Origin of the sequence: Pirellula sp. SH-Sr6A (assembly GCF_001610875.1) — a bacterium.
Taxonomy (GTDB): domain Bacteria; phylum Planctomycetota; class Planctomycetia; order Pirellulales; family Pirellulaceae; genus JBKCUI01.
In genome coordinates this window covers 2,919,500-2,942,591 of the sequence record NZ_CP011272.1, presented here as the reverse complement: position 1 = coordinate 2,942,591, position 23,092 = coordinate 2,919,500, and the positions used below count along the sequence as shown (strand labels likewise).

Sequence of the window (23,092 nt, the reverse complement as noted above, 5' to 3'; positions counted from 1 at the left end):
TCAAGCTAGTTCCCACTAGCTCGGGACCTTTAAACCAACTCGTCGAGCACCTCACCGAGGAGCAGCCCAAAACTATCTTCGGATTCTTCATCCGAGACGCTTGGTGCAACCGAGGACCAGTCAAAGCTGTCCAGCGCGAGTTGCGGACCGACTTCGGAAGGCAGCAACGCGAGGTAGTCATCGAGTCCGGTCGCTTCGAAGTCGCCGGTAACGATGGGGGCTTCCGCAACGCTGTCCGAACGACCTGTCGCCAAGGTCGGCATGGCGGTTGCCGCGACCCACATGTCGTTGACACGAGCCGAAAAACCTTCACCTTCACCCCCAGCGGACTGGGAGTTGATGTAGTTGATCACCGCTAGCACATCGATCGGACTTGCAAATCCATCGCCGTTCACGTCCAAGTAAGGAGGAACTGGGGTTCCTGGTGGCAGCCGACCCCCGCCGGTGTTGTTGATGAAGTTGACGATGTTCAGGACGTCGATTGCCGATACGAAGCCGTCCGCGTTCACGTCCAGAGCATTCGTTGGATTTTGGTAGGGGTTACTACCGATTCGAATCATGTAATCTTCGACTTCACCATCTGGTGCAGGGCCGACCGGCTCGAGGGTCTCGGTCGAACTAAATCGAACTCGCATCGCTACATCACGGTTGGTTACGGCCGTGTTGGGCACGTTAAACGTCACCGTGTTGTTGCCGTTCGAGAATCGACCACCGGTCGGGAGTTTCTCGGAAGGCTCAAATGTACCATTGCCGTTGTAATCGATCCAAGCATTGACATATCCGACTCGCGACGTCGTGATGCCTTGCACGTTGACGATGATCGAACCCGAGTAAGCCGCTGTGGCGGACACGAGCGTGACACCATCGTCCAAGTCATCGGGGCGAGCATCGGCGTCGGCCGACAAGTTCGCACCGAGCGAGAAGCCTTCGACGACCGTGTGCCGAGGACCATTATTGATCTTCTTGGTTGCATAGATCGGATCGGGAGCATCGCCGTAATCCAGTCCTTCGCCGAGGAAGATTGTGGTGACCGTCGAACCGTCTGGCTCGGTCGCTCGCATCGGGTTTCCAGCGACATCGCGGATCCCCGATACGGATTCGATATTGAGTCCTGCGACCCCTAACGCACCTTCGACAAACACACGGTTGTTGAGCGCCGTCACTTCAATACCCGGCAAGTTGCTAGCCTCGATGGCTTGGATGAGCAAGCTAGCGATTTGGCTGGCTGACTGCACCGTGAGCAAATCGATCACGACAGGGATGTTCCCGGATCGTCCAGGAGCACCGACCACTTGCAATCCTCCGTTGGAGGAGAGCAATCGCAAATCCGCTTGATCGCCGACCGCAATGTATCCGCCCGGCGTGAAGGTGGCGGTCAATCCGAGACCGGCTCCATTGAGAGCTGCAACAACCGAAGCGGAGATTCCATCGACCGTTCCCGCGAGAGGCACGGCGACATTGGTTGGGTTGCTAAGGATACCGTTCGAATCGAATTCGAAGGTCAGGATCGTGCTGCCTCGTTGTACCGAGAATGTCTGACCATCGGAGAACCCGGTTGGCTGTCCATTTTGGCTAGGTACTCGGAATCCATAGGTTGGCAGAACTCCCGTCGCACCCGATTGCGTCAATCGACTGGTGTCCGATTGCACGTGGATCAGATTGCTTCCGAGAATCTGAAGCTGGCCGTTTCCGATCGACTGGATCGTCAGGTTGAGGAGTGTGCCGCGGACTGCGGACACCATCTTCTCTGCCACGATGGTAGGCGAATCTTGCGTGTCGAACGAGACAGCGACATTGCCAGGGGTGACTACCGAATCGTTATCGAATTCAAAGGTAACCAGGCGGAATCCGTCGTCGATGCGGAAGGTGGTTCCGTCCGCCACGGTGTGCGTGATCCCGTTCCCGGTCTGAGGAACGGTCAATCGAATACCCGTGTCGAGTTCGAAGTAAGTGCTAACGTTGCGATTATCGAGAATCGTGTACGTGGCACCGTCTACCGTCGCATTTGGCTCCGCCAACTGAATCATCGATTCGTTGGTATTGATAAACCGAATCTGATAGACCGATTCGCTCTCCCACAGGCCCGCCAACGGGGTCAAGCGGATGATGTTGCTCATCGTGTCGTAACCGAAGCGATAGTCCAAGCCTTCGATCAGAATCTCGCCGTTCTTGTACACGAGAATCGAACTCGACGAGACCGTCGATCGATCGATACCGGTGCCTTGGGAGGTATTGCTGATCAAAGAGGTGTCGACCAGTTGGATATCGAAGTACGAGAAGGATTGCCCAACAACCTCCACGGTTCCAACCGATGAATTGCGATCGGTTCCCAGCGCATCGTTGTCGACTGGATTGATGGCGATCGCGATGGGTCCGGAGAAATCGGAACGATCGGATGCACCGCGATCCTTGAAGACCGACTCGCCAAGCCCTGGAGGGGCTACGACGTTTGGATCATCGACTCGGAGTTGACCGGTGATATCGGTTGCAGGGGTGATGATAGGCGATGGGAGCAATCCCAGCGGTTGTTTGACCGACAACAATGCCGCCCGATCTGCCAGTGAATCGATCGAGGCATCGATCGCTAGCGATCCAGGAACCGGATAGAGATTGCCGGTGGCTGCATTGCTGAACAATGGAACAGTCGGATTGACTACGATTGGGAACTGACCGTTGTTGGCGACGCCCGTCGAGTTCTGGGAATTGTTCTGATACAGAGTTCCACCGACCACTGTGCTGTTGCTGGTCGGGTCGACCGCGATGCCGGTCGAGTGATTGACCACGATGTTGTTCAGCAAGGTGGGGCTTGCATTGGGACCGATCGAAATTCCAACCCCGCTCGCTTGGTAAAGCAACCCGGGTCGGCTGGAAAGGGCTCCCACTGCATCGATGTCGGCACCGACCGAATCGCCACTGAGGGAACCTTGGTTCAGCTCATCGGTGAGTCGAACGAACTGGAGTTGGCTCAGGCTGTTGTAGCCGAATGCGTCCAAGTCGATGTAGCGATTATTGAACGATGCGACACCGACGCTTCGGTACGTAACTCCATCCGAACTTACTTCCACTCGTACATTCTCGGATTGACCGACTTCGTATACCACCAAATCGGGGCGAGCGTCGTTCGAGCCAGTGAGAATGTTGTTGGTGAACTGCAGTACGATGGACCCTCCGCGACCGAGCGATACAACGCCTTGACCTGCTACCGGTTCACCGATTCCCGAGTAGTCGGGCAATCCCAACGCTGCGGCTGGGGTTTGCAAGCCAGCGATCGGAACCGGGCCTCCACCAGCGGTCGGGTTGTAGCTCACCACGGCATCAGCAAACGAGACGCTACCGAGCGAGTAGAAATCGTCTGCAATAATCGATGGAGCGGGTGTGGAGACCGGTGTTACCGTTCCTCCGAGGATCGTGTTGTTGACAATTCGTGCAAACGGAACAGATGCAGCCGGAACATTTCCTTGCACCGAATCCCCTTCGATTCGAATACCGCCACCGAAGTTACCGACCAATTCGTTGTTCACGATCACCGCGCCCGGGGCGAGCCGCGCGTTGTTGAGGGTAATGGTATTGCGAACCGATCCCGGGTTAGGAGCATTGGAATTCGGATCGCGATCGCCCGCTTCCAAGGTAATACCAAAGCCGTTCGAGAAGGAAACTCGCGAGTTCTCGATCACAATCTGACCTTGCTCTCGCGGAGTGTTGCGGTCCCCTTGGAAGGTCGTCGAGCGATACAGTCCGATATTGACCGGTACGGTCGCATCGATGGTCCCGACCAAGAAGATCGTATCGGAGTTAATGCCGGTGGTTGCACCGTCCGCAGAAATCGCACCAATCTTCAGAACACTCTGTACCAAGGGAGAATTGATCAAGTCTCGAATGCGGGACGCAATCACTTGAGCGGATTCTCCGGTTAACGGATTGTACGGAACCCGAATGTTTCCAGGTACAACGCCTCGAGCGGAGGAGGTCGCCGGGAGAGATTCGTCATCGAACTCGAGCACCAACGCATTGACACCATCGCTCAATCGGATGGTCTGTCCATCCGCAATGCTGCTGGCCGCGTTGAACGTGATCGATTGCGAAGCCGACTGCGGAGCATTGGGGGCAAACGATCGAACAAGATCGAGTTCCACATTGCTTCGCGGGTTGGTAACCGTCCGCGGGCTGCCGTAATCGGTGCCGCCGCGAATCTCCAATTGGTAGGTTCCCCCCTGCGGTCCCGTGTTATTTCCGACCGTCACAAAGCTTGTGTCCGATCGGGTTCCGGTCACTTGCTCTCCACGCTCCGCGACTCCGATGATGAAGTCATCCAAGTAAACGCCTTCGAACGCGTTGTTTTGTGCCCGGAAAGCAGGCCGATTGAATGGGTTGTTGTTAGGACCAAAGTTATTGGTGCCCCACTCGGACAACGCATCCTCGGGGCGAGCCGAGGTGAGGGTGAAGGGGCCCGGCGAACTGATCTGTACGCCGGTCATGTCGAGGAACACGCCCCGCTGAGCAAAGGTGTCGAATCCATCGACGCCGACCAATGCCTCTTCCATCGCACGCTTGACTTCCGTCGCGACTTGCTCGGCCGTCATGTTTTGCGAGATGTAAACTGGAACAGCCGTGCCATCGATCAAGCCGTTTCCACCCAGCAGAGAGAGAGTCGAATTCGGCGCGAGAACGACGTCGCGAACTCCGTCGAGCTGCACGCGGTTGTCGAGAACGGTGATGTTCTGACGCGGTGTGACATCGATCACCAATTCGTACTGACCCTGTGAACCGCCGTTGGTTCCGCTTCCCGATACATTCGGGTTGTAGTTCGTGTTCGCAGAACCCGATACGCCGATGAAGTAAACACCGTTTTGCGGAACAGTGAAGACGATTCGTGAATCGCGAGTCCCAGCAAAGTCATTGTTGAATGCAAGCTGTTGGCCGAGGCTATCGAAAATCCGAACGTAAGGATCGAGCGGTGAGCCCAACGTGGTCGCGCTCGCGGTTACAACCACTTGCGTGCCCGCTTCCAACGTCATGCGGACCAAATCGATATCTCGATCGAAAGCTGGGTCCAAGTTGGCGTTGTCACCGATCGCTCCGATGCCACGGACTTGCTGCAGACCACCGTTCACGCCTACCGAAAGGGCTCGAATCAAGGTGTCCGATCCACCCGCTGGATCCGCGAAGTTTACGTTGTTGACGGGCTTCGTGTAGGTCGCTGCACGCAACGCATCGTGAATCTTGACAGCGAGCTCATTGGGGGTGTCGATCGCCGTGTAGTTGATCACTTCCCCTGCTGGAGCTGTTCCCGTGCCATCCCAGAACGTGAACGTCGTTCCGAGAACACTGAAGGTCTCGAGGTTGCGAATACCCGATCCGCTAGGCACCACGAGACGGGAACCCATCTCGATTTCGAATTGACGTCCACCGATGTTGAACGTTTGACCGTCCGATAGCTCTCGACCTGCTACCACACGCATTTCAAAGTCTCGGCCACCGGAGAAGCCATAGCCCATGCCGCCCGCGGTGCTGAACTCAAAGCGGAGGCGAACGTCTTTGTTGCCCGCCAACGAACTCAGATCCACCCGAGCTTGTCGCCATGCTACGGCAGGAGCCACGGCCCCCGCTGCCAAATTGTTGTCGATGGCTCGTTCGATAGGACTTTCCAACGTATTGTCGTTGTTGGTCACCATTAGTCGCCACTGACCATCATCCCCTGCGGCGTAGACGCGGAAGGAATCGCGCATCGGGTTGGCCAGAGCAGATGTTGCATCCTCGGTACTGAGGAAGTAATTGAAGTACAACGTCGGCTTGTCTCCCGACGCGATACCGGTCAGCGAGAAGGCCTGGCTTTCAAGTACCCCAGCGGCACCACCCGGGAAGTTGTAGGTGTTGGCAAGTGGTGTGCCGAGCGCCCGAGGCTGGGTTAAGGGATCATTGAAGTTATTGAACGTGACATTGTTGTTGGCGAACCGGTTCTCGAAACCGAAGTACCAGCTCTGTCCACCGTTCGAAGCGATATCGCTGCGGTCGGTTGGTGCATTGAGTCCGTGACCTGCATCGTTGGACCGGTTGTTGCTGACGTGCCAAAGGTTGTAATCCAAATTGGAGAAGGCCAAGCCACTCAAATTCGAAATGCCCGTCGAAACACGCGAGGTGCCGTTCGCAAAGACGTTGACAAAGTTTCCGTTGGTGTCAAACGCGTAGATGTTGCCCGCAGCGTCGGTTCCGAACAGGACGTCTTCGTACTGTCCGCCACCGGCGTTTCGAGGCCCTGCTGTGAGACCCGTGAATTGGATGCCGGTCAGATTGAACGACGAAGTAACATACGTCGCGATGTTGCCAGGGTTGTTCCCTTCCAAAGCGGACTGCGGTATGCGATACAAACCACCTTGGTTGCTGACCGCATAGAGCGCATTGCCGATCTGGGCGATACCGGTAATGTCTCCTCCAGGTGGAATGCCGATCGCCCGCGAACTGCCTGTGGTACCGATCACATTCGCATTGACGAACTGCACGACGTTTCCGTTCGCAACAGCCGACAATCCAGCAAAACCAGCCGAATTGACCGCTTGCACGAGACGAACTGCGATCGTCGCTGCCGTGTCCTCCGCCAGGAAATTGACTGCAACACGACCGCTTCCTACATTGCCGGTCGACCCGAGATCGCGTGCGACCCCACGGCTAACCAACGTCCCGAAGGATCCCGTCAATGCACCGCTGAAGTTGACGCGAGTGCCATCGAAACCAATTTGAATCCCCGGCGCGATCACTTGACGCAACGATGCGACGAACTGCTCGTTGTTCATCGTCGGCTGATAAAAGACCGAACGAACACCCGGAATCACCGGGGGAACAGGATTGGTGGTGATTCGATAGGTCACTCCGTCGATGAGGAACTGGTCGCCATCGAGGAGAACGCGGGTCGGATTGTTGATCGGATCGAATTGCAAAGTCAATTCGGGACCGGCATTGAACTCGAACACGATGTTCGTGTTTGGCAATGCCCGCAACGTGATCGTATCGCCGTCCGAAATCAAGGACGTCGTGTTCGCTGCGCGGACTTGGGTCGCCTCGGTCACCGCGACGCTCGTGGAAACCGCTGCTGGATTGGAGGTTTGAATAAACCCTCGCTCCGTAACGCTCGTACCTGCCCCCAAAATGATATCGGGAGGATCAGGGTTACCAGCTGTCACGATATTGAACGCATTCACTGCAGCCGGTGTGCTATCGCCGGCTCCCGTATTGGGATTGAACCGGTAAAGGATATTGCGAGTGCTTGGAACGCCGTTGCCCGGGGCTCGGTTTGCAACCACAAATCCCGCTTCTTGGAACCCACTGATGTTTGCAAATGTTACGGCTTGGAAGGTCAAGCCGACGTTTTGATCTGCGAGCTGAAGGTTGGCATCCAGCTGTCGGGTGGTCACACCGAAGTTACCGTTCGCAACCGCGGCACCTGTCCCTGGATCGATCAGCATGTAGTCCGCCGAAGCGTCATTGCGCACGTTGCCAATGGCACCGCGGAATCCGCGGATGTCGCCGTTCGGACGGATGGCCACATCGCGAATATCGCCGGCTGCTGTCCCCACAAAGTTGGAGAGTTCACCGGTGAACGGATTGGCTAGATACAGCTGCGAAGAACCGTTGGAGATCTCTTGCAGGAGATACATCGGAACATCGCCGAGCATATACTCCACGCGAGAGGACTCGGGCAAGAATTGAGGCACAATCGGGCCTTGAGCTGCATTGCCCAGTCGGTTGTCCACCCGATCTTCGACGATGTACTGCCCTCCATTGATGGGCTGAACCCGCACTCCCGAATCGTCCGCGGTCGCATTGCGGTTGAGTCGGTTTGCGATCACCGTCGGAACCTGCGTCTTGCTCGTTACGGCCAGGAAGTAACGGCCAGCCGGAAGTTCTACCGATCCCAAATAGGGATCCAATGTTCCGGTCGAGCCGCGTCCCAGATCGGTGTTATCGGCAGATCGAAGCGATGTGGCGCGATCGTCGAGGATGTTGCTATCTTCCCCTACATGGATCAGATTGCCACCTGCGTTGAACAAGTACATCGACATGTCCGCGCGGCCGATGCCGTCGGCGTAATCGATATCGAAAATGGTCGAAAGGTACTCTGCGAGAGGTGACACAAGCTGTTGATAATCGATGTCAAACGAATACCAATCGATGTCCGTGTTCGAAGTGAGACTACCTGCAACCGCAATGGTGCTGCGGTCCGTTTGGAGGATGTTCCCTAGGTATTGAGCTGTTGCAAACGTGTTGTTGTTGACGTTCGCATTCTCCACTTCCGCGGTCTCACCCACGAGCGGCGAATGACGAGGTACCCCGGAGAGGGTGATGCCGTTGGTCGCATAGCGAATGTCCGCGTGCGAGACGGACGAACCTGGATACTCTTGCGCTTCTCCAAGCCGGATCTGCATTTGGTAAGAACCACGCGATCGTCCCTGTCCGACCGATGCTGGATTGCTCAATGCAGGTGTTCCAACAGGCTGTCCGGGGAACTGATTGCTGCTTCGTACGCGAACGTGGTACAAGCTAGCGACGTTCTCTTGACCTGGGAGAACGACTCGGAACCCAGCGTCTTTCAAGTTGGTGCTGAAGTCATCCCTCGCTTCGCCCGCTGCCGTCGTCGCGACTTGCGACAATGGACTCTTGCGAAGCGGATTCGCCGAATTACCGGTCAACGTAGAATAAAGCGGATTCGTTCCGGGTTGGGTTTCTTCTAAGTAGGAATCGTTCGACAAAGCCAAAATCGTTCCGTCCGCGGCGATCAATTCGACCACCGTATCAAGCCCCATTGTGGTTCGATCAATATCGAACCACACTTCGGTGCGACCGTTTGCAGTGAAACTGTAAACGTCAACATCCGAAGGCTTGTTGATCGAACCCTGAATCTCAAATCCCAGCCGTGCGTTCTCATCCCCACCACTGATCTGGCGAGCGAGCTGACCAACATATTGGGCGCCCGTCGGTTGATCATTGGAGGATGGAGCGCTGGCTCGTGCGGATTCCTTCTCGGTGACGACCGCAACGTTGCGATCGTTGGAGTATGTCTGCATCGAGACGCCCGACCAGGAACCCGGAGTGGCTTGTCTCTCGATCGCGGTCGGGACCAGCTCCAAGAAGCTTGTCATCCGAGCGGAAGTCGCATTCGGTTCGACACGCCACGCGAATGCTGTTGTCACATCGGAGAGGCCATACACTCGACCCAGGAGAGGGTCGTTGATCGGCGGGAGATTGGCGGTGTTGATGTTTCCTGCCAAGCTATAGGTTGTACCGTTGGTCTCGATCGAGTTGGCCAAATTGCGGTATTGATCCGCAGCCCAGCCAAGGTAGGTCGCGTTCTGAAGGTCGGTGCCGGTTTGATACACACCACCGTGCGAGAAGCCGATTCGCTCTGCACTGTCGATGGTGTAGGCGCGGAAATCCGCTTGCCCAGGTGTGCCCGCTACATACAAGAAATCGTCGCTCGGACTTTGGATGTCCTCATCAAGATAGTTCACAAACGAAATGTCGCCCAAAGGTTGATCGCTATCGAGAATCAACGTGTTGAGCATTTTCGAGATGCCATTGTCGAATCGGGTTTCGATTCGCCAACGAACCACAGCATTGTTATTGCCTGTAAAAGTTCCTTCGCTGACGACCAAGTCCGGAGAGACAAGGGTCGGCTGTTGGGTAATCGTGGTATTGGCCAGTTCAAAGCCACCACCGTTCGAACCCAGATCGATGTAGTTGATGAAGTCGAAAATGACGTTTGCATTCACAAACAACTGACTAGCACCCTGGGCGGTGATACCCGAGGTACCGGTGAAACTGATGTTCCCGCCCACCTCCGGCGTCGCGGAGAAGAAACCAGGGGTGTTGACGTTTACGTCATTGTCGATGCGGATGCCGTTGTCGACTTCGGGGCCGGTTGGCAGTCGGACAATCGACTCGCTCGAGCCGGATGTTCCATTGTTGTCGGTGTCAAAGTTGGGGCGACCATCTAAACCAAACCCTGCACCGACTGAGTCGTCGGCCAAAGCAGTCATGACAACCGGGAAGTTCGGTTGCCCAACGATTTGGATGCTTCCGCCGATGCGGTTGGAGTAGTCGAGCGGTGTTCCGGTGGCGTTCAGTCCTGCTAGTGAGGAATCCCCACCGAATTTGACAACTAGGCTTTCATTGGCGGAGCTCTTCAATCGCAATCCGCCATAGGTGTGGAGATTATCCGAGGTGACCGTGGCGCTGACCACGTGCACCATGTCGGTGTCATCCCACACGCTTTGAGTTGTGAGAGTTTGACCACGAACCTGCATCCCATTGATCGAGTTGCGCGACAAGCGGTTACCCCGAACCAATGGCCCTTGATTCTCGACGAAGTCCGATTTGGTACCAATACCACCGGTCATGCGGCCGGGATCATTGATCAAGTCCGAGTTCAAGGAGTTTACGTCGATGCTGATGGCTGCACCTTCGTTGTCCGCGATGCGATTGTTAACCAAAATCGGCTGCGCACCTCGAACAAAAATCGCAGCGGGAGCATTGGTTCCACGTCCTGTTCGGCTCGTGGTGGTCGCGCTTTCGGTACCGTCGAGACTGAACTCGATACGGGAATTCGCCATTCGGAAATCCGACTGATGAACTTCGATCGGATTGAAGGATGCGAAACCACCTTCGATCCGAGTTGTACCCCCAGCGTAGGCGAGACGGACATTGTCCAAGGAAGCAGCGCTACCGTGTCCAACGAAAATACCTCCCCAGTCGCCAGGCTTGGGATCCAAGTTGCTTTGCGAACCTGTTGTGTCCGAAGTACCACCGATTCCAAATCGGGAATCGTTGACACTGGTGATCACAACGGGTAGCCCCGGGGAGCCTTCCGCCATCAAGTTGCCGCCGTTGCGGATCTCGATACGAGCACCTTGTGCTTTGATAATGGTTCCGCCGTCGACGACCAAACTGCCATCGAGTCGCGAACGGACCTTCACCGCAAGATCAGCGAGCGGGGCACCGGTCACGGTCCCATTATCTACGAAGCTGGTCGAAACGGCGTTGATTTGGGCGACGAAGGAATAGGTTCCGCCACCGGTTGCATCGCTTCGATAAATGCGACGAGCAACATAAGGGAGGTCGGTACTGATTGGAGGTAGATTGTTCAGCTGAATGGAACCGTTCGCAGCTACCGTCAGCGACGATGTCGGGACGGACGCGAGACTTTCGTTACCCGCTTGGTCGACATAAACCAGACGATAGTTATACGTCCCTGCCGCCAAACTACCTGCACCTGCTGTTGCCAACGTGACGATGGATACCGGTGGAGCAGCCACATCGAGAATACCGCCTCCAGGACGACCATCGATGACCAAGTTCTCACCGATCACGTGGGGAATGTCGATGTCATCGAACCGAGCGGAAACGGTAATGGTCTCCGGATTCTCGGCTACCCCGGTTCGCGTACGAATGAACAAACCGTTCAAGGTGTTGTTCACAACCCGGTTGCCGTGGATATCGGGACCGACGCGATCGTAGTCCGAAACAAAGAATCCAGTCGATTGCGAACGTGGGTCCAAGAAATTGTCTTCTCGGAAACTGTTAGGTGTCGCCGACATCGCCGCATCGGCACTTCGTGTGATCAGGTTATTGGCGACTGTTGGGCGGCTATCGACAATGTGGATCGGTGTGATGACTTGCGAGACACCATCCACCAAGACTTGTCCACCACCAAATCGAATGTCCGAGTGAACAACCGTATTGAGGAACAGCCCGTTTCTCTCTCGGTCTGCACGGGTTTCGTCGCTACCATCGATCCGATTTCGGAAATCGATTCCACCCCAATCCCCAGGAGTCGGAGCAGGAGGTGTGCGATCCGGATTGACTCCGATTCCCACGGTGTCATTGATCGAGGTAACAATAACTTTCGTGTCAGGGGTTCCAAGCAATTGCAACGCGCCACCGCTTCGGTCCACGCTGACCGTCGAGCTCCCTGCGCTGATGCGTGCGCGGCCTACCTTGATAATGGCGCCCGCATCGATCATGACCGTCACGTTCTTCGGAACATCGAATGTCGCTCCGTCGGCGAGCGCCGCACCAAAGCGATTGAATCCGATTTCGTAGGCTCGATTCTGGGTATTACCGAGAATCCGAACTACCACATTCCGTTCGCCGTTCGGGAACGCTCGCGACATCGCGTCGGCATTGGCCAGCGCGGCGGCGATCGTGTTATAAGGTGCTGCCAAAGTTCCATTGCCGCCGGTGACCGCGGCCTTGTCGACCCAAATGGTGTAAGCCGAGAGATCGGGAACGCCTGGAGTCGAGGTAGCTCGGTCCGGGCGAGTCGGAACAAACCAATAATTGAACACACCGCCGGGACGACCGTCTCCGTCGCCATCCAGTGGCGTTGCGGCTCCATTGGCATCTACCAAAGAAGCTGGGGCTGGGGGACGGTAGTCGATACGCAGTTGGTACTTTCCTTCCGATTTCCCTCCCAACCCCGAATCCTCAATGCTCGGATCGTACGATGTGTTGCCCTTAGCGCTCACACCGACGATGTACTCGCCACCTCGTACAAAATCCAAGCTGATTCGTGGGTCTTTGCTGAAGTAATCTTCGTTGGCTGCAATCTCCACCCATCGCGGAGCCGCCGATGTCCCCTCATTGCGATACAAACGAATCGATGCATCGAGCAAGCTCGAATCGGATTGTCGCTCCGCCGCAATCTCCAAGTTGATCTGTCCCCCTTGGCTGGGAAGGGTGAAGCGGTACAGATCGATATCCTTGCCTTCAGGGCGAAGAATATTTTGGCCGTGCACGATGTCGTGGGTGCCTGGGAAGACCCCTTCCGCAACTGCAGGATTCAACGGTGAATTGTTTTGGACCGTCGACTGGGGCAACTCGTCTGCGTTGCCCAGTCCGAGCAACACGCCAATCCCTCGCATGAACGAACGGAAAAGCTCGGTGCCGAAAAGCGTGTCATCTGCCGTATTGAAATCTTGGATGTCGATGACGACCGCTGAGATGGCAGGGTTCGAGGCCAATGGCCCTGCGGCGTAAGTGAGACCACCCGCTGCATTGGCTTCGATTGGCGTCAAGGCCGTGAGCGGATTGATCGCCAACATGTCTCCCACCGCTACAGTGAAGCCGAGGGAATCGCTCTCGACGAATCGGACTCCCAAGTACTTTTCATAGAGCGAGAAGATTTGGCGGACCAAGTCCTTTTGAGGCTCGGTGATCGCGTTGAGTTGGACGCTGCTGTTCGCAGTTCCCAGAGCCGATGCGAAGTTGTAAGGGATTACCGCGATGCCATTTTGATCGATACGTGTGACGTGCTGCTGATAGCGGTTGTCACGATTGCCGGCTTCGTTGTTGGCACCAGGGAAGTCGAGAGGGAACGGGTTCGTGTTTCGGATTTCCGAATCCACAATCACCGCCTTCGATCCACCACCCGCTGCCCAGCCTCCTCCGAGATCGGTCGCCGAGTCAAAGCGGCTGCCTGGATCGGTCGCTGGGTTCACCTGCACAACTCCACCGGCCGCTGGTACTTCGTTGTTGCCAATGCGCAATCGCAACGCGGTGATCGGCAGGACCGCTCCTGTCGTCGGATGGACCAACGCATCCAGATTGCGTTCGAACGTCAACGTGGATCGATTCAGGATCGCATCGTAGTTCACCGCGACTGGCAAGTAGACAAAATCGTCGGCGCCCGAAACCGTGTTGTTGGTGTAAACGAGCTGGTAGTATTCGGGCTTGACCGCCTCGGTTGGATTGAGATCGTCGTTGTTGAAGTAGACATGGACCACATTTCGCAACTGCGACAGGGATCCGTTGGAATTACGGACAACGGGCTGCGGAACAACCGACTGCACCGTAGGTCCAAGATCCAGGTCAAACCGTACGCTGCGGCTCACCCCTCCGTTAAACGGAAGACCGTTGGTGCTTCGCAATGCGAATGGCCCGCTTCCGAGAATATCGATCAAATAGAAGTCATCGGGGAGCGATTCTGCGAAGCGGATAACGATTTCTCGATCGGTTTCACCGAATCCGATGAAGGAAGGCTGAATGGCCACATCGTCGCCACCTACCAACGTCAACGGGGAGTAGGTCGTGGAATTGCCGCCGATGCGGGTGCTTGGAGAGCCGCTAACCAGACGAGCGCGAACCAACTGACTTGCATCGCTCGAACTGTTGATCGCATTGATCAACTCCGAAACGGTCGTCGAGAATCGGAAGTTGCTGTTGACCTCGACTCGCACGACGTTTCCGGAAACGGTGACGACCGGTGCTGCCTCACCACCGAAATCTCGAGAGACGACTTGAACCTGCGTTCCGCCACCGCTCGAGCTGGGGAGAACGGACAAAAATTCCACTTGGAGCGTATTCGAGCCCGAGTTCAAGTTGCTCGATACACGGGCTGCATCCGCTCCGTCCAGCGTCAGAACTTGGCCTGCTGGAACGAAGTCAGAAATGATTTCAAATTCGGAACCCCGCAATCGCTTGACCAGAACCTTGCTGGCGACGGTCGCATCTTCCGTCATCGCGCGGATCAAATCGGAAGCGGTGGTCTTGAAGCCGGGTTGCGTGTTGACCTGAATATTGATGCGGTTGCCCGTTACGCTCAACACAGGCCAGCTCGCAGGCTTGCCCCCAATCCCACTGCTGCGCTGCGTTTGCGTGAAGACCAACTCCAGCCCATTCCCTTGCTGCCCAGGAAGAGATGCGCTGAAGTCGAGGACCACGCGACCATTGGTCCCCAAGTCGGTGCTCAAATAGGCTGACGAGAGAATCCCGTCCGTCCCCGCACGCTTGACCTGAATTCCGGAAAGGGTCGCCGGATCGATCCCCGACGAATCGTCGAATCGCAGGACGATCTCACGAGGGCTCGACGACAGAACCGTCGCCCCCGTATTTCCCGATGTCAACGAAATCAACTCACCCTCGTTCGGCTGCACACCGATCAATTGAGGGCCTACCGCCATCAACTGGCGGCTTTCGAGAGATTCCAACAACGACCTGCGAACCAAATGCTGCTTGCGCTTCTTGGATCTGTCTTTTCGTGGATGATTGCTGGAGAAAGAACCACTTCCGGTACCGACGGTGGTCATTGACGAACCTCTTGAGGAGCCAAAAACAGGGCAATAACGAGTAGGAGCTCTAGGATGAGCCGCATTTTCGAGTCTAATTCGACCCAAGCGCATTGCAACGAATCACTACGACTTGATAACGAGTTCCTGAAATGCAAGTCGTTTTAATTCCTTTACTTGCTACCTCTGAGGCTGCATAATCGTTAGAGGTGTTGCAATCAATGCGACCCTTGGAGGGTAAGATTCCTCCAAAAGTTCCAAATCACCTAAATCAATCATTTCGCCCGCTCAGTTCACCTCACGGAATCAGGATGTTTCAGTCACTACAAGAAGGTCTCCAATCCGCCTTTCAAACTCTCCGTGGAAAAGGAAAACTGACCGAATCGAACATGCGCGAAGGGCTCGCCATGGTCGAAAAGTCGATGATTGAAGCCGACGTGAACGTCGATGTCGTTCACGAGTTCATGGACCGCGTTACCAACGCCGCCATCGGACGCCGCGTTATCCACTCCCTCCGCCCGCACGAAGAACTCGTCAAAATTGTTTACGAACAATTAGTGGAGCTTCTGGGGCCCGTCGACAACGCGATCCCCCTCAAGCGGGGTGCCGCCAATAGCATCATGATGTGCGGGCTCCAAGGAGCCGGGAAAACCACGACATGCGGTAAATTAGCTCAGCTGATCAAAGAGAAGGGGTTCAAGCCCTTCCTGGTGGCCGCGGACTTGCAACGCCCAGCCGCCATCGAACAACTCCACGTCTTGGGCCGCCAGCTAAACGTCGGAACCTTCAGCAAAGCCGGGGCCACCGATCCGGTGGAAGTCTGCCAGGCGGGGATCGCCGCAGCCCGCGAGGCGGGGGCGGACATCATCATCCTCGACACGGCGGGCCGGCTCGCCATCGACGCGGAATTGATGGACCAGCTCAAACGGATCGACAAAGCGGTCCAGCCCCAGCAAGTCTACTTGGTCGTCGACGGTATGACCGGACAGGACGCGGTGAACAGCGCGAAGGCCTTCAACGAAGCGCTTTCGCTCGACGGCGTCATCATGACGAAACTAGATGGTGATGCCCGCGGCGGTGCCTTGCTCAGCGTCAAAGCCGTCACCGAAGTCCCGATCAAATTCATCGGCACCGGTGAACACCTCGATGCCCTCGAGCCCTTCCGACCCGAGGGGATGGCGAGCCGAATCCTCGAGATGGGGGATATTCTCGAAGTCGCCCGCGAAGCGCACCGATTGATCGACGAAAAGGAACGCAAAGCGCTCGAGGAACGGATGTCCAAAGGGGTCTTCACCCTCGGCGATTTCCGCGACATGATGCAGAAACTGCGAAAACCTGGGCTGATGACCAAAATGCTCACCCTGATGCCGGGAATGGGTGAAATCTCGAAGATGATGGCGAACACCGACAGCGAACGAGAAATGCGTCGCTTGACCGGTATCGTCGACGCCATGACGCCCGAAGAACGAAAAAATCCCAAAGTGATCGACTCGTCCCGACGCAATCGAATCGCAAAAGGGTGCGGAGTCCAACCGAACCAAATTAGCGATCTGATCAAACAGTTCGAGATGATCGGACCGATGCTGCAGATGGCTACGTCCGGAAACGTCGGCGACAAAATGAAAATGCTCAATCAAATGCGGGGCATGATGTCGCAGAATCCGTTCAATCCCATGGAAGGAATGAAACTCAAAGGGAGTACCGGCAAACGCTTAACCCCCAAAGAGCGGGATAAACTTCAAAAAGAGCGAGAACGACTGCTCCGAAAGAAAAAGAAAAGCTAGCCGCCCCATCTCCCTTGCTTCTCAAAGAGACGATTTGCTACTGTTCCACCTCCACGTTTTAAGGAGGGCTACTACAGTCCAAGTCCCAGGGAGGGCTGTCGCAGGACAGTATCGCAATGTTTCGTCTCGTTCGCCTGTTCTCGATCACCGCCGCTATCGCGTGGACTTCGACTGCCTGCAACGTCGCCTTCGGACAATCCGCGAGCGAGCAATCCTATGTGATGCTCTTCAACGGCAGTATCTTTCACGGGGTCGTTCGGCCCGTCGGGGAACGCCTCGAGATTCGACTGGGAACCGGTAGCTCGATCCAAATCGAGAGCAAACAAGTCGCATTCGTGGCTCCCTCCAAACGTGCCTTGTACGACCTGCAAGTCGCGTCCACTCGGCAATGGGGAACCGGTGAGCACTGGCACTTGACCGAATGGTGCATCCAACAAGAAATGATCGACGAAGCGATCTTCCATTTCAAACAACTCTCGCAGATCGCAGAACCGACCAACAAGCTCCGGCAATTGGAGCACAAGCTGAAAGAGGCTATCCTCTCTTCGGAGCAAGTTCAGTCGATGCTCGCAAATCAACAGAAGCAACTAGGTGCTGCGCGGGGACGAATCCAAGACGGGTCCAAGACAGAACCAGAACGCTCCGATGCGCCGAACCGAAACCCAGCCGATCCTACGCATTCGGAAGTTGTGCTCGCTTCTGCCACATTGCTCCCCTCGGCCCCCCAAGCATCCGGTGCCAAGGCGATGGATCCCGATCTGGCGATCGGAATTCCAAGCTATGTGAAGAAAGCCTTTCAGTCCAACATTTCCCCGCTGTTGGTGCGGCGGTGTGGGCAAGCAGGTTGCCATGGATTGCCGGGTAAGTCCGTCTTCCACATCCGACAGGCTGCGGGCGAACAAGCATCCGAAATTGCCGCTGAAAACCTGGAAAACGTGCTTCGCTATGTCGATATCCAATCCCCCACCGATAGTGACTTGATTCGATATGCACTCAAAGAGCATGGGGAGCAAAAGCATCCGAGTTTCAACCCATTGAAGCGAGAAGATGAACGGATCCACGTGGAGAGGATCACGCAGTGGATCAAGTCGCTGGAGCTATCGAAAGCTTCGTCGGGGCCCGAAGTGCAGTTGGCATCGGCAGTGGAAAGCTCACCCGTTCGAGCTCTTCCATCGACAAACCCAAGTGCCAGCGCACTGGGGGGAGCAGCTGTCGTTCCTGCAGGATCCGAGTTGAGCCGCATGGAAAAAATCGCGCAGTGGCGCGAAATGAATGAGCAGCAAGACCGCGACGCGAAATTGTCGGGACCCGCTAAAACCGCCGAAGGCCCCGTCGGACTTACCTCAGGGGAAATCAACGATCTCGAGAAGGCGATCGAACAACTGGAACGAAAGCACACGCTGAAATCTCAAAAGGATCCATTCGATCCCAATCTCTTCAACTCCAAGTACTCGACGAAAAAACCATAGCAACCGTCGATGAGTTCTTGAAAGTCTCGTGTTCTCTTTGACGCGAGCGTCTCGGACCTATATGGTGAGTGGCAGATCGACCGGAGTCGCGTAAAGCGATCCGGGCCCTAACCACCTCTCCATTCTTCAAAGGTCTACGTATACGATGATCGGTATTGCTCATCCAATCGTCGCGAAGGGACTGCTCGCCGTCGGCTCGATTCTCTTCGTGGCTTTGTCTCTACCACTCCATGCCGCAGAGCGCCCCAACATAATTTGGATTATGGCGGATGACCTCGGCTATGGTGAACTGGGGTGTTACGGGCAGAAAGTCATCCAGACTCCTCACATCGATCGCATGGCCCAAGAAGGTCTGCTGTTTACCCATTTCTACGCAGGCGCGACGGTCTGCGCACCCTCCCGCAGCGTCTTAATGACTGGCCAACACCACGGTCGAACGCGTGTTCGGGGGAACGCTGGAAAAACAAACCCGATCGCTCAGTCCCTTCGCCCCGACGACATCACGGTCGCAAAAGTGCTTCAACAAGCAGGCTACAGAACAGCGCTTGCTGGCAAATGGGGGCTCGGCGATATCGGCGATGCCGATGCCGGGTTACCTCGCCGCCAAGGCTTCGACCATTTCTTCGGCTACCTCAATCAAGTCCATGCGCACAACCACTATCCCGAATTCCTCTGGCGCAATGAAGAACGTGTCTCACTCCCGAACGAATGCGTTCGAGTGGGTGACCAAGGTGGAGGGTACGCGACCAAAGCGGTTGCTTTCGCCGATGAACGAATCCTCGAGGAAGGGTTGGAGTTTGTGAAGGAGAATGCGAATCGTCCCTTCTTTCTCTACTGGAGTTTGGTGATTCCTCACGCCAATAACGAACGTAATCGGGAACTGAAAGACGGTACCGAGGTTCCGGACTTCGGTGCCTACGCGGACAATGATTGGAAGAAACAGGATAAGGGGCAAGCGGCGATGGTGTCCCTCATGGATGAATACGTCGGACGCATGCTCCAAAGCTTGCGAGAGTTGCAAATCGATGAAAAGACATTGGTCATCTTTACGAGCGACAACGGACCTCATAACGAGGCCAATCACGATTTGACTCGGTTCCAACCCTCCGGACCTTTCACCGGGATCAAACGAAGTCTCACCGATGGAGGGATCCGAGTTCCCTGCATCGCTTGGTGGCCGAAGACGATCGCAGCTGGAACCACGAGCAACCACGTTGCTTACTTCGGCGACTGGATGGCGACCGCCGCCGAACTAGCTCAAACCGAACTCCCCAGCGGCCGGGACTCGATTAGCTTCGTCCCCACGTTGAAGGGAACGGGCAAACAGATAAAACACGAGTTTCTCTATTGGGAGTTTCACGAAGGTGGGTTCCGTCAAGCAGCTCTCTATCAGGGGCGATGGAAAGGAATTCGCGCGAACGGCCCGAACGATCCCATCCGCTTATTCGATACCCATACCGATATTCGTGAACAAAAGAATGTTGCGGACGAACATCCGGAAATTGCGAAGAAGATCGGAGACTTCTTGAGTACGGCGAGAACCGAATCGCCTGATTGGCAGCCTCAGTGGAAAGGGAATCGACCATGATTTCCGTGATACATTGGCGAAACAAACTGACGCTCCTCCTCTTGTCGCTGGCCGCCATGATGGGGAAAGGACTCTCAGCGTCCGATTCCGACGCCCTCTCCGTCACCACGCCGAACATTCTCTTCGTGATCGCGGACGATTGGGGGGCCCATGCGAGCTCCTACGGTACACCTTGGGTTACCACTCCCGCGTTCGACCGCGTGGTCAACGAAGGGCTCCTCTTTCGCCATGCTTACACCCCCAACGCGAAGTGCGCTCCGTCGCGATCGATCCTTCTCACCGGACGCCATTCATGGCAACTGGAAGAAGCCGGGAACCATCTCTCCTTCTTCCCCGCCAAATTCAAAACTTGGCCCGAAGTCTTGCGGGACAACGGCTGGCAAGTTGGCTTGACCGGAAAAGGCTGGGGGCCTGGGGTGGCAAAAAATGCGAAGGGGGAAGACCGGCAAATGATTGGCAAGCCGTTTCAACGCAAGACAGTTCGCCCTATCGCAAAGGGGGTCGCTCCCAATGATTACGCAGCCAACTTTGCAGATTTCTTAGACCAAACGATCGCCGACAAACCATGGTGTTTTTGGGTCGGCTTTCAAGAACCCCATCGCCCTTATGAGCTGGGAGTCGGAGAAGCAAAAGCGCAAAAGAAACTCCAGGATATCGACCGTGTCCCCTCCTATTGGCCCGATGACTCGATAACACGACGCGATATGCTCGATTACGCCATGGAAGTCGAATACCTCGACTCCCACCTCATGCGAATCTTAGACGAATTGGATCGACGGCAACTCGCAGAAAATACCCTCGTCATTGTCACATCCGACCATGGCATGCCCTTTCCTCGTTGCAAGGGCTACGCCTACCACGATTCTAATCACGTCCCCTTAGCCATCCGCTGGCCTCAAGGGATTGGCACGTCCCATCGCGAGATTCATGACTTTGTCGACTTCACCGATGTTGCTCCCACTTTGCTCGATTTGGCTGGTGTGAATTCCAACACCGCAGGCATGGCTCCCATGTCAGGTCGATCCTGGCGCAATATTTTGGAAAGCGAGGGGAGTGGGCAAGTCGACCCCGAGCGAACTTATGCACTGGTCGGCCGCGAACGAAACGATGTGGGACGACCCGGAGACGTCGGTTACCCGATTCGCGGAATCGTCACGGAGAATTACCTCTACTTGCGAAATTTCGAACCTGCACGCTGGCCCGCTGGGAACCCGGAAACCGGTTACCTCGATACCGATGGTAGTCCCACCAAAACAGCTATTCTCCAGAGAGGTCGAGCGAATCGCACCGATCCTTTTTGGCAGTTCTGCTTCGGATTGCGTCCAGCCGAAGAACTCTTTGACCTCCAACAAGACCCCGATTGCGTTCGCAACTTGGCTGCGATTCCCGACGCGCAATCGACTTTGATCGCAATGCGAGAACAGATGGAACAGAAACTGAGTGAGCAAGGGGATCCTCGCATGCGAGGGCAAGGTGACATTTTTGATCGTTACCCCGTCACCAGTGGCGCCGGTTTCTACGAGCAATGGAGTCGGGGCGAAAAGGTTTCTGCAGGTTGGGTCGAGCCGTCCGATTTTGAGCCAACGCGCGAGCGGTGAAAGCGAAGGTATGGTGGGATTTTTCGGTGGATGGCTGCAAGATTCGGAGCAAGGACAAGATGACGTTCATGACAGCGAGTACACAGCGAATGGTTTTCTTTCGCATGGGGATTGCACTGGCCATTGCTTTGATGGGTGTAGGTGCATCGTTTTGTAATGAAGTGCAGCGAAGGCCGAACGTCCTTTTTATATTGACCGATGACCAACGTTGGGATGCATTGGGGCTGGCCGGGCACCCTCATCTAAAGACGCCGAATATCGATCGGCTTGGAAAGGAAGGGATTTACTTTCGCAATGCCTTCTGCACGACGTCTCTCTGTTCACCGAGCCGCGCGAGTATCCTGAGCGGTCAGTACGCGCACAAGCATGGGGTGAAGGACAACTTCACGGATTACCCTGCTAATTTGCAGAGCTTTCCGAAACGGTTGCAGCAATCTGGTTATGCGACGGCTTACATCGGTAAATGGCATATGGGCGAGGAGGATGACTCGCCCCGCCCTGGGTTTGATTGGTTCGTCACCCACAAAGGGCAGGGCAAGTACTTCGACACCGAGTTCAATTTGAACGGTTTGAAGCGAGAGGTCCTCCCAGGCTATTACACCCATGTTGTCACCGACCTGGCGGAGCAATGGCTAGGAAAGCAGGACGGCAGTAAGCCGTGGTGCATGATGATCGGTCACAAAGCTCCACACAGCTTCTACTTCCCTGAAAAGAAGTACGACGGCGCGTTCGCCAACGTCTCCGTTCCCTATCCCGACACCGCTTTTCAATTGTCGAACAAACCGACTTGGATTCGCGAGCGACTTTATACTTGGCACGGCATTTATGGCCCCCTCTTCGACTGGCGGAAGAAGTTTCCTGATGATAGTCCTGCCGCGGTGAAAGACTTTGAAGCCATGACGCGCGCTTACTGGGGCACGCTCCTGTCGGTCGATGACAGCGTCGGGCAACTGCTGCAGACGCTTCAAAAGCGAGGCGATCTGGAAAATACCATTGTCGTGTATATGAGTGACAACGGGATCTTGAACGGTGAGCACGGGATGGTCGACAAGCGAACGCCGCATGAGCCGAGCATTCGCATCGTGCAGCTGGCCAAACTCCCCAAGCGATTCCTTCCAGGCGGACCCAAAACCATCGATCAGCAAGTTCTGACAATCGATTTGGCTCCCAGCCTGCTCGAACTGTGCGAGGCACCGCCCCTGGAGGATATCGATGGCCGTTCATGGGTCCCGTTGCTAAAGCAAGATGATGCACCCTGGAGGAAGTCTTGGCTCTACTACTACAACTACGAAAAGCAGTTCCCCTACACACCGAACGTTCGCGCCGTGCGCACCGACCGATGGAAGTATGCCCGTTACCCTCACGGTGATGGATCCCCCGACAGGCACCTCGCAGAGCTTTACGACTTGAAATCGGATCCAGAAGAAAAGCTAAATCTCGTCGAGTTGCCAGAATATGCCTCCGTTGTTCGAGAAATGAAGTCCGAATTGGCACATGTAATGCAGGACGTTGGTTTGGGCGATGGGATGGATCCCATGCCGATCGATGAAGGAGTGAAGCAGGAGCTTCCTGATCAAAAGATTCGCTAACCTAGGATGAA

Annotated in this window: 6 protein-coding genes; 5 read left to right on the top strand and 1 reads right to left on the bottom strand. The window is 55.7% G+C overall.

The genetic code is table 11. The annotated features are described in order from the left end of the window. Window positions 1-29 precede the first annotated feature (29 nt). Window positions 30-15,074 carry a GEVED domain-containing protein gene (locus VN12_RS11460; protein ID WP_146676963.1) on the bottom strand — a complete coding sequence of 5,015 codons (15,045 nt, stop codon included), beginning with the start codon at window positions 15,072-15,074 and terminating at the stop codon, window positions 30-32. 290 nt (window positions 15,075-15,364) lie between these two features. Between VN12_RS11460 and ffh the strand changes: the two genes are divergently transcribed. The 5 genes from ffh to VN12_RS11435 all read left to right on the top strand — a co-directional run bounded on the left by ffh (window position 15,365) and on the right by VN12_RS11435 (window position 23,081). Continuing rightward, window positions 15,365-16,837, top strand: coding sequence for a signal recognition particle protein (ffh, locus tag VN12_RS11455; RefSeq protein WP_146676962.1), 1,473 nt, complete (start codon window positions 15,365-15,367; stop codon window positions 16,835-16,837). Between the two features lie 116 nt (window positions 16,838-16,953). Next, window positions 16,954-18,306: a hypothetical protein gene (locus tag VN12_RS11450; protein ID WP_146676961.1), complete on the top strand. Its 1,353-nt coding sequence runs from the start codon at window positions 16,954-16,956 to the stop codon at window positions 18,304-18,306. A 145-nt stretch (window positions 18,307-18,451) separates the two neighbouring features. Beyond that, window positions 18,452-19,894: an arylsulfatase gene (locus VN12_RS11445; RefSeq protein WP_146676960.1), complete on the top strand. Its 1,443-nt coding sequence runs from the start codon at window positions 18,452-18,454 to the stop codon at window positions 19,892-19,894. Next, window positions 19,891-21,492 (top strand): sulfatase, encoded by a 1,602-nt coding sequence (locus VN12_RS11440; protein ID WP_146676959.1) that lies wholly within the window; start codon window positions 19,891-19,893, stop codon window positions 21,490-21,492. The genes VN12_RS11445 and VN12_RS11440 overlap by 4 nt, the downstream gene beginning before the upstream one ends. A gap of 68 nt (window positions 21,493-21,560) precedes the next feature. Then, window positions 21,561-23,081 carry a sulfatase gene (locus tag VN12_RS11435; protein ID WP_240491399.1) on the top strand — a complete coding sequence of 507 codons (1,521 nt, stop codon included), beginning with the start codon at window positions 21,561-21,563 and terminating at the stop codon, window positions 23,079-23,081. Window positions 23,082-23,092 lie beyond the last annotated feature (11 nt).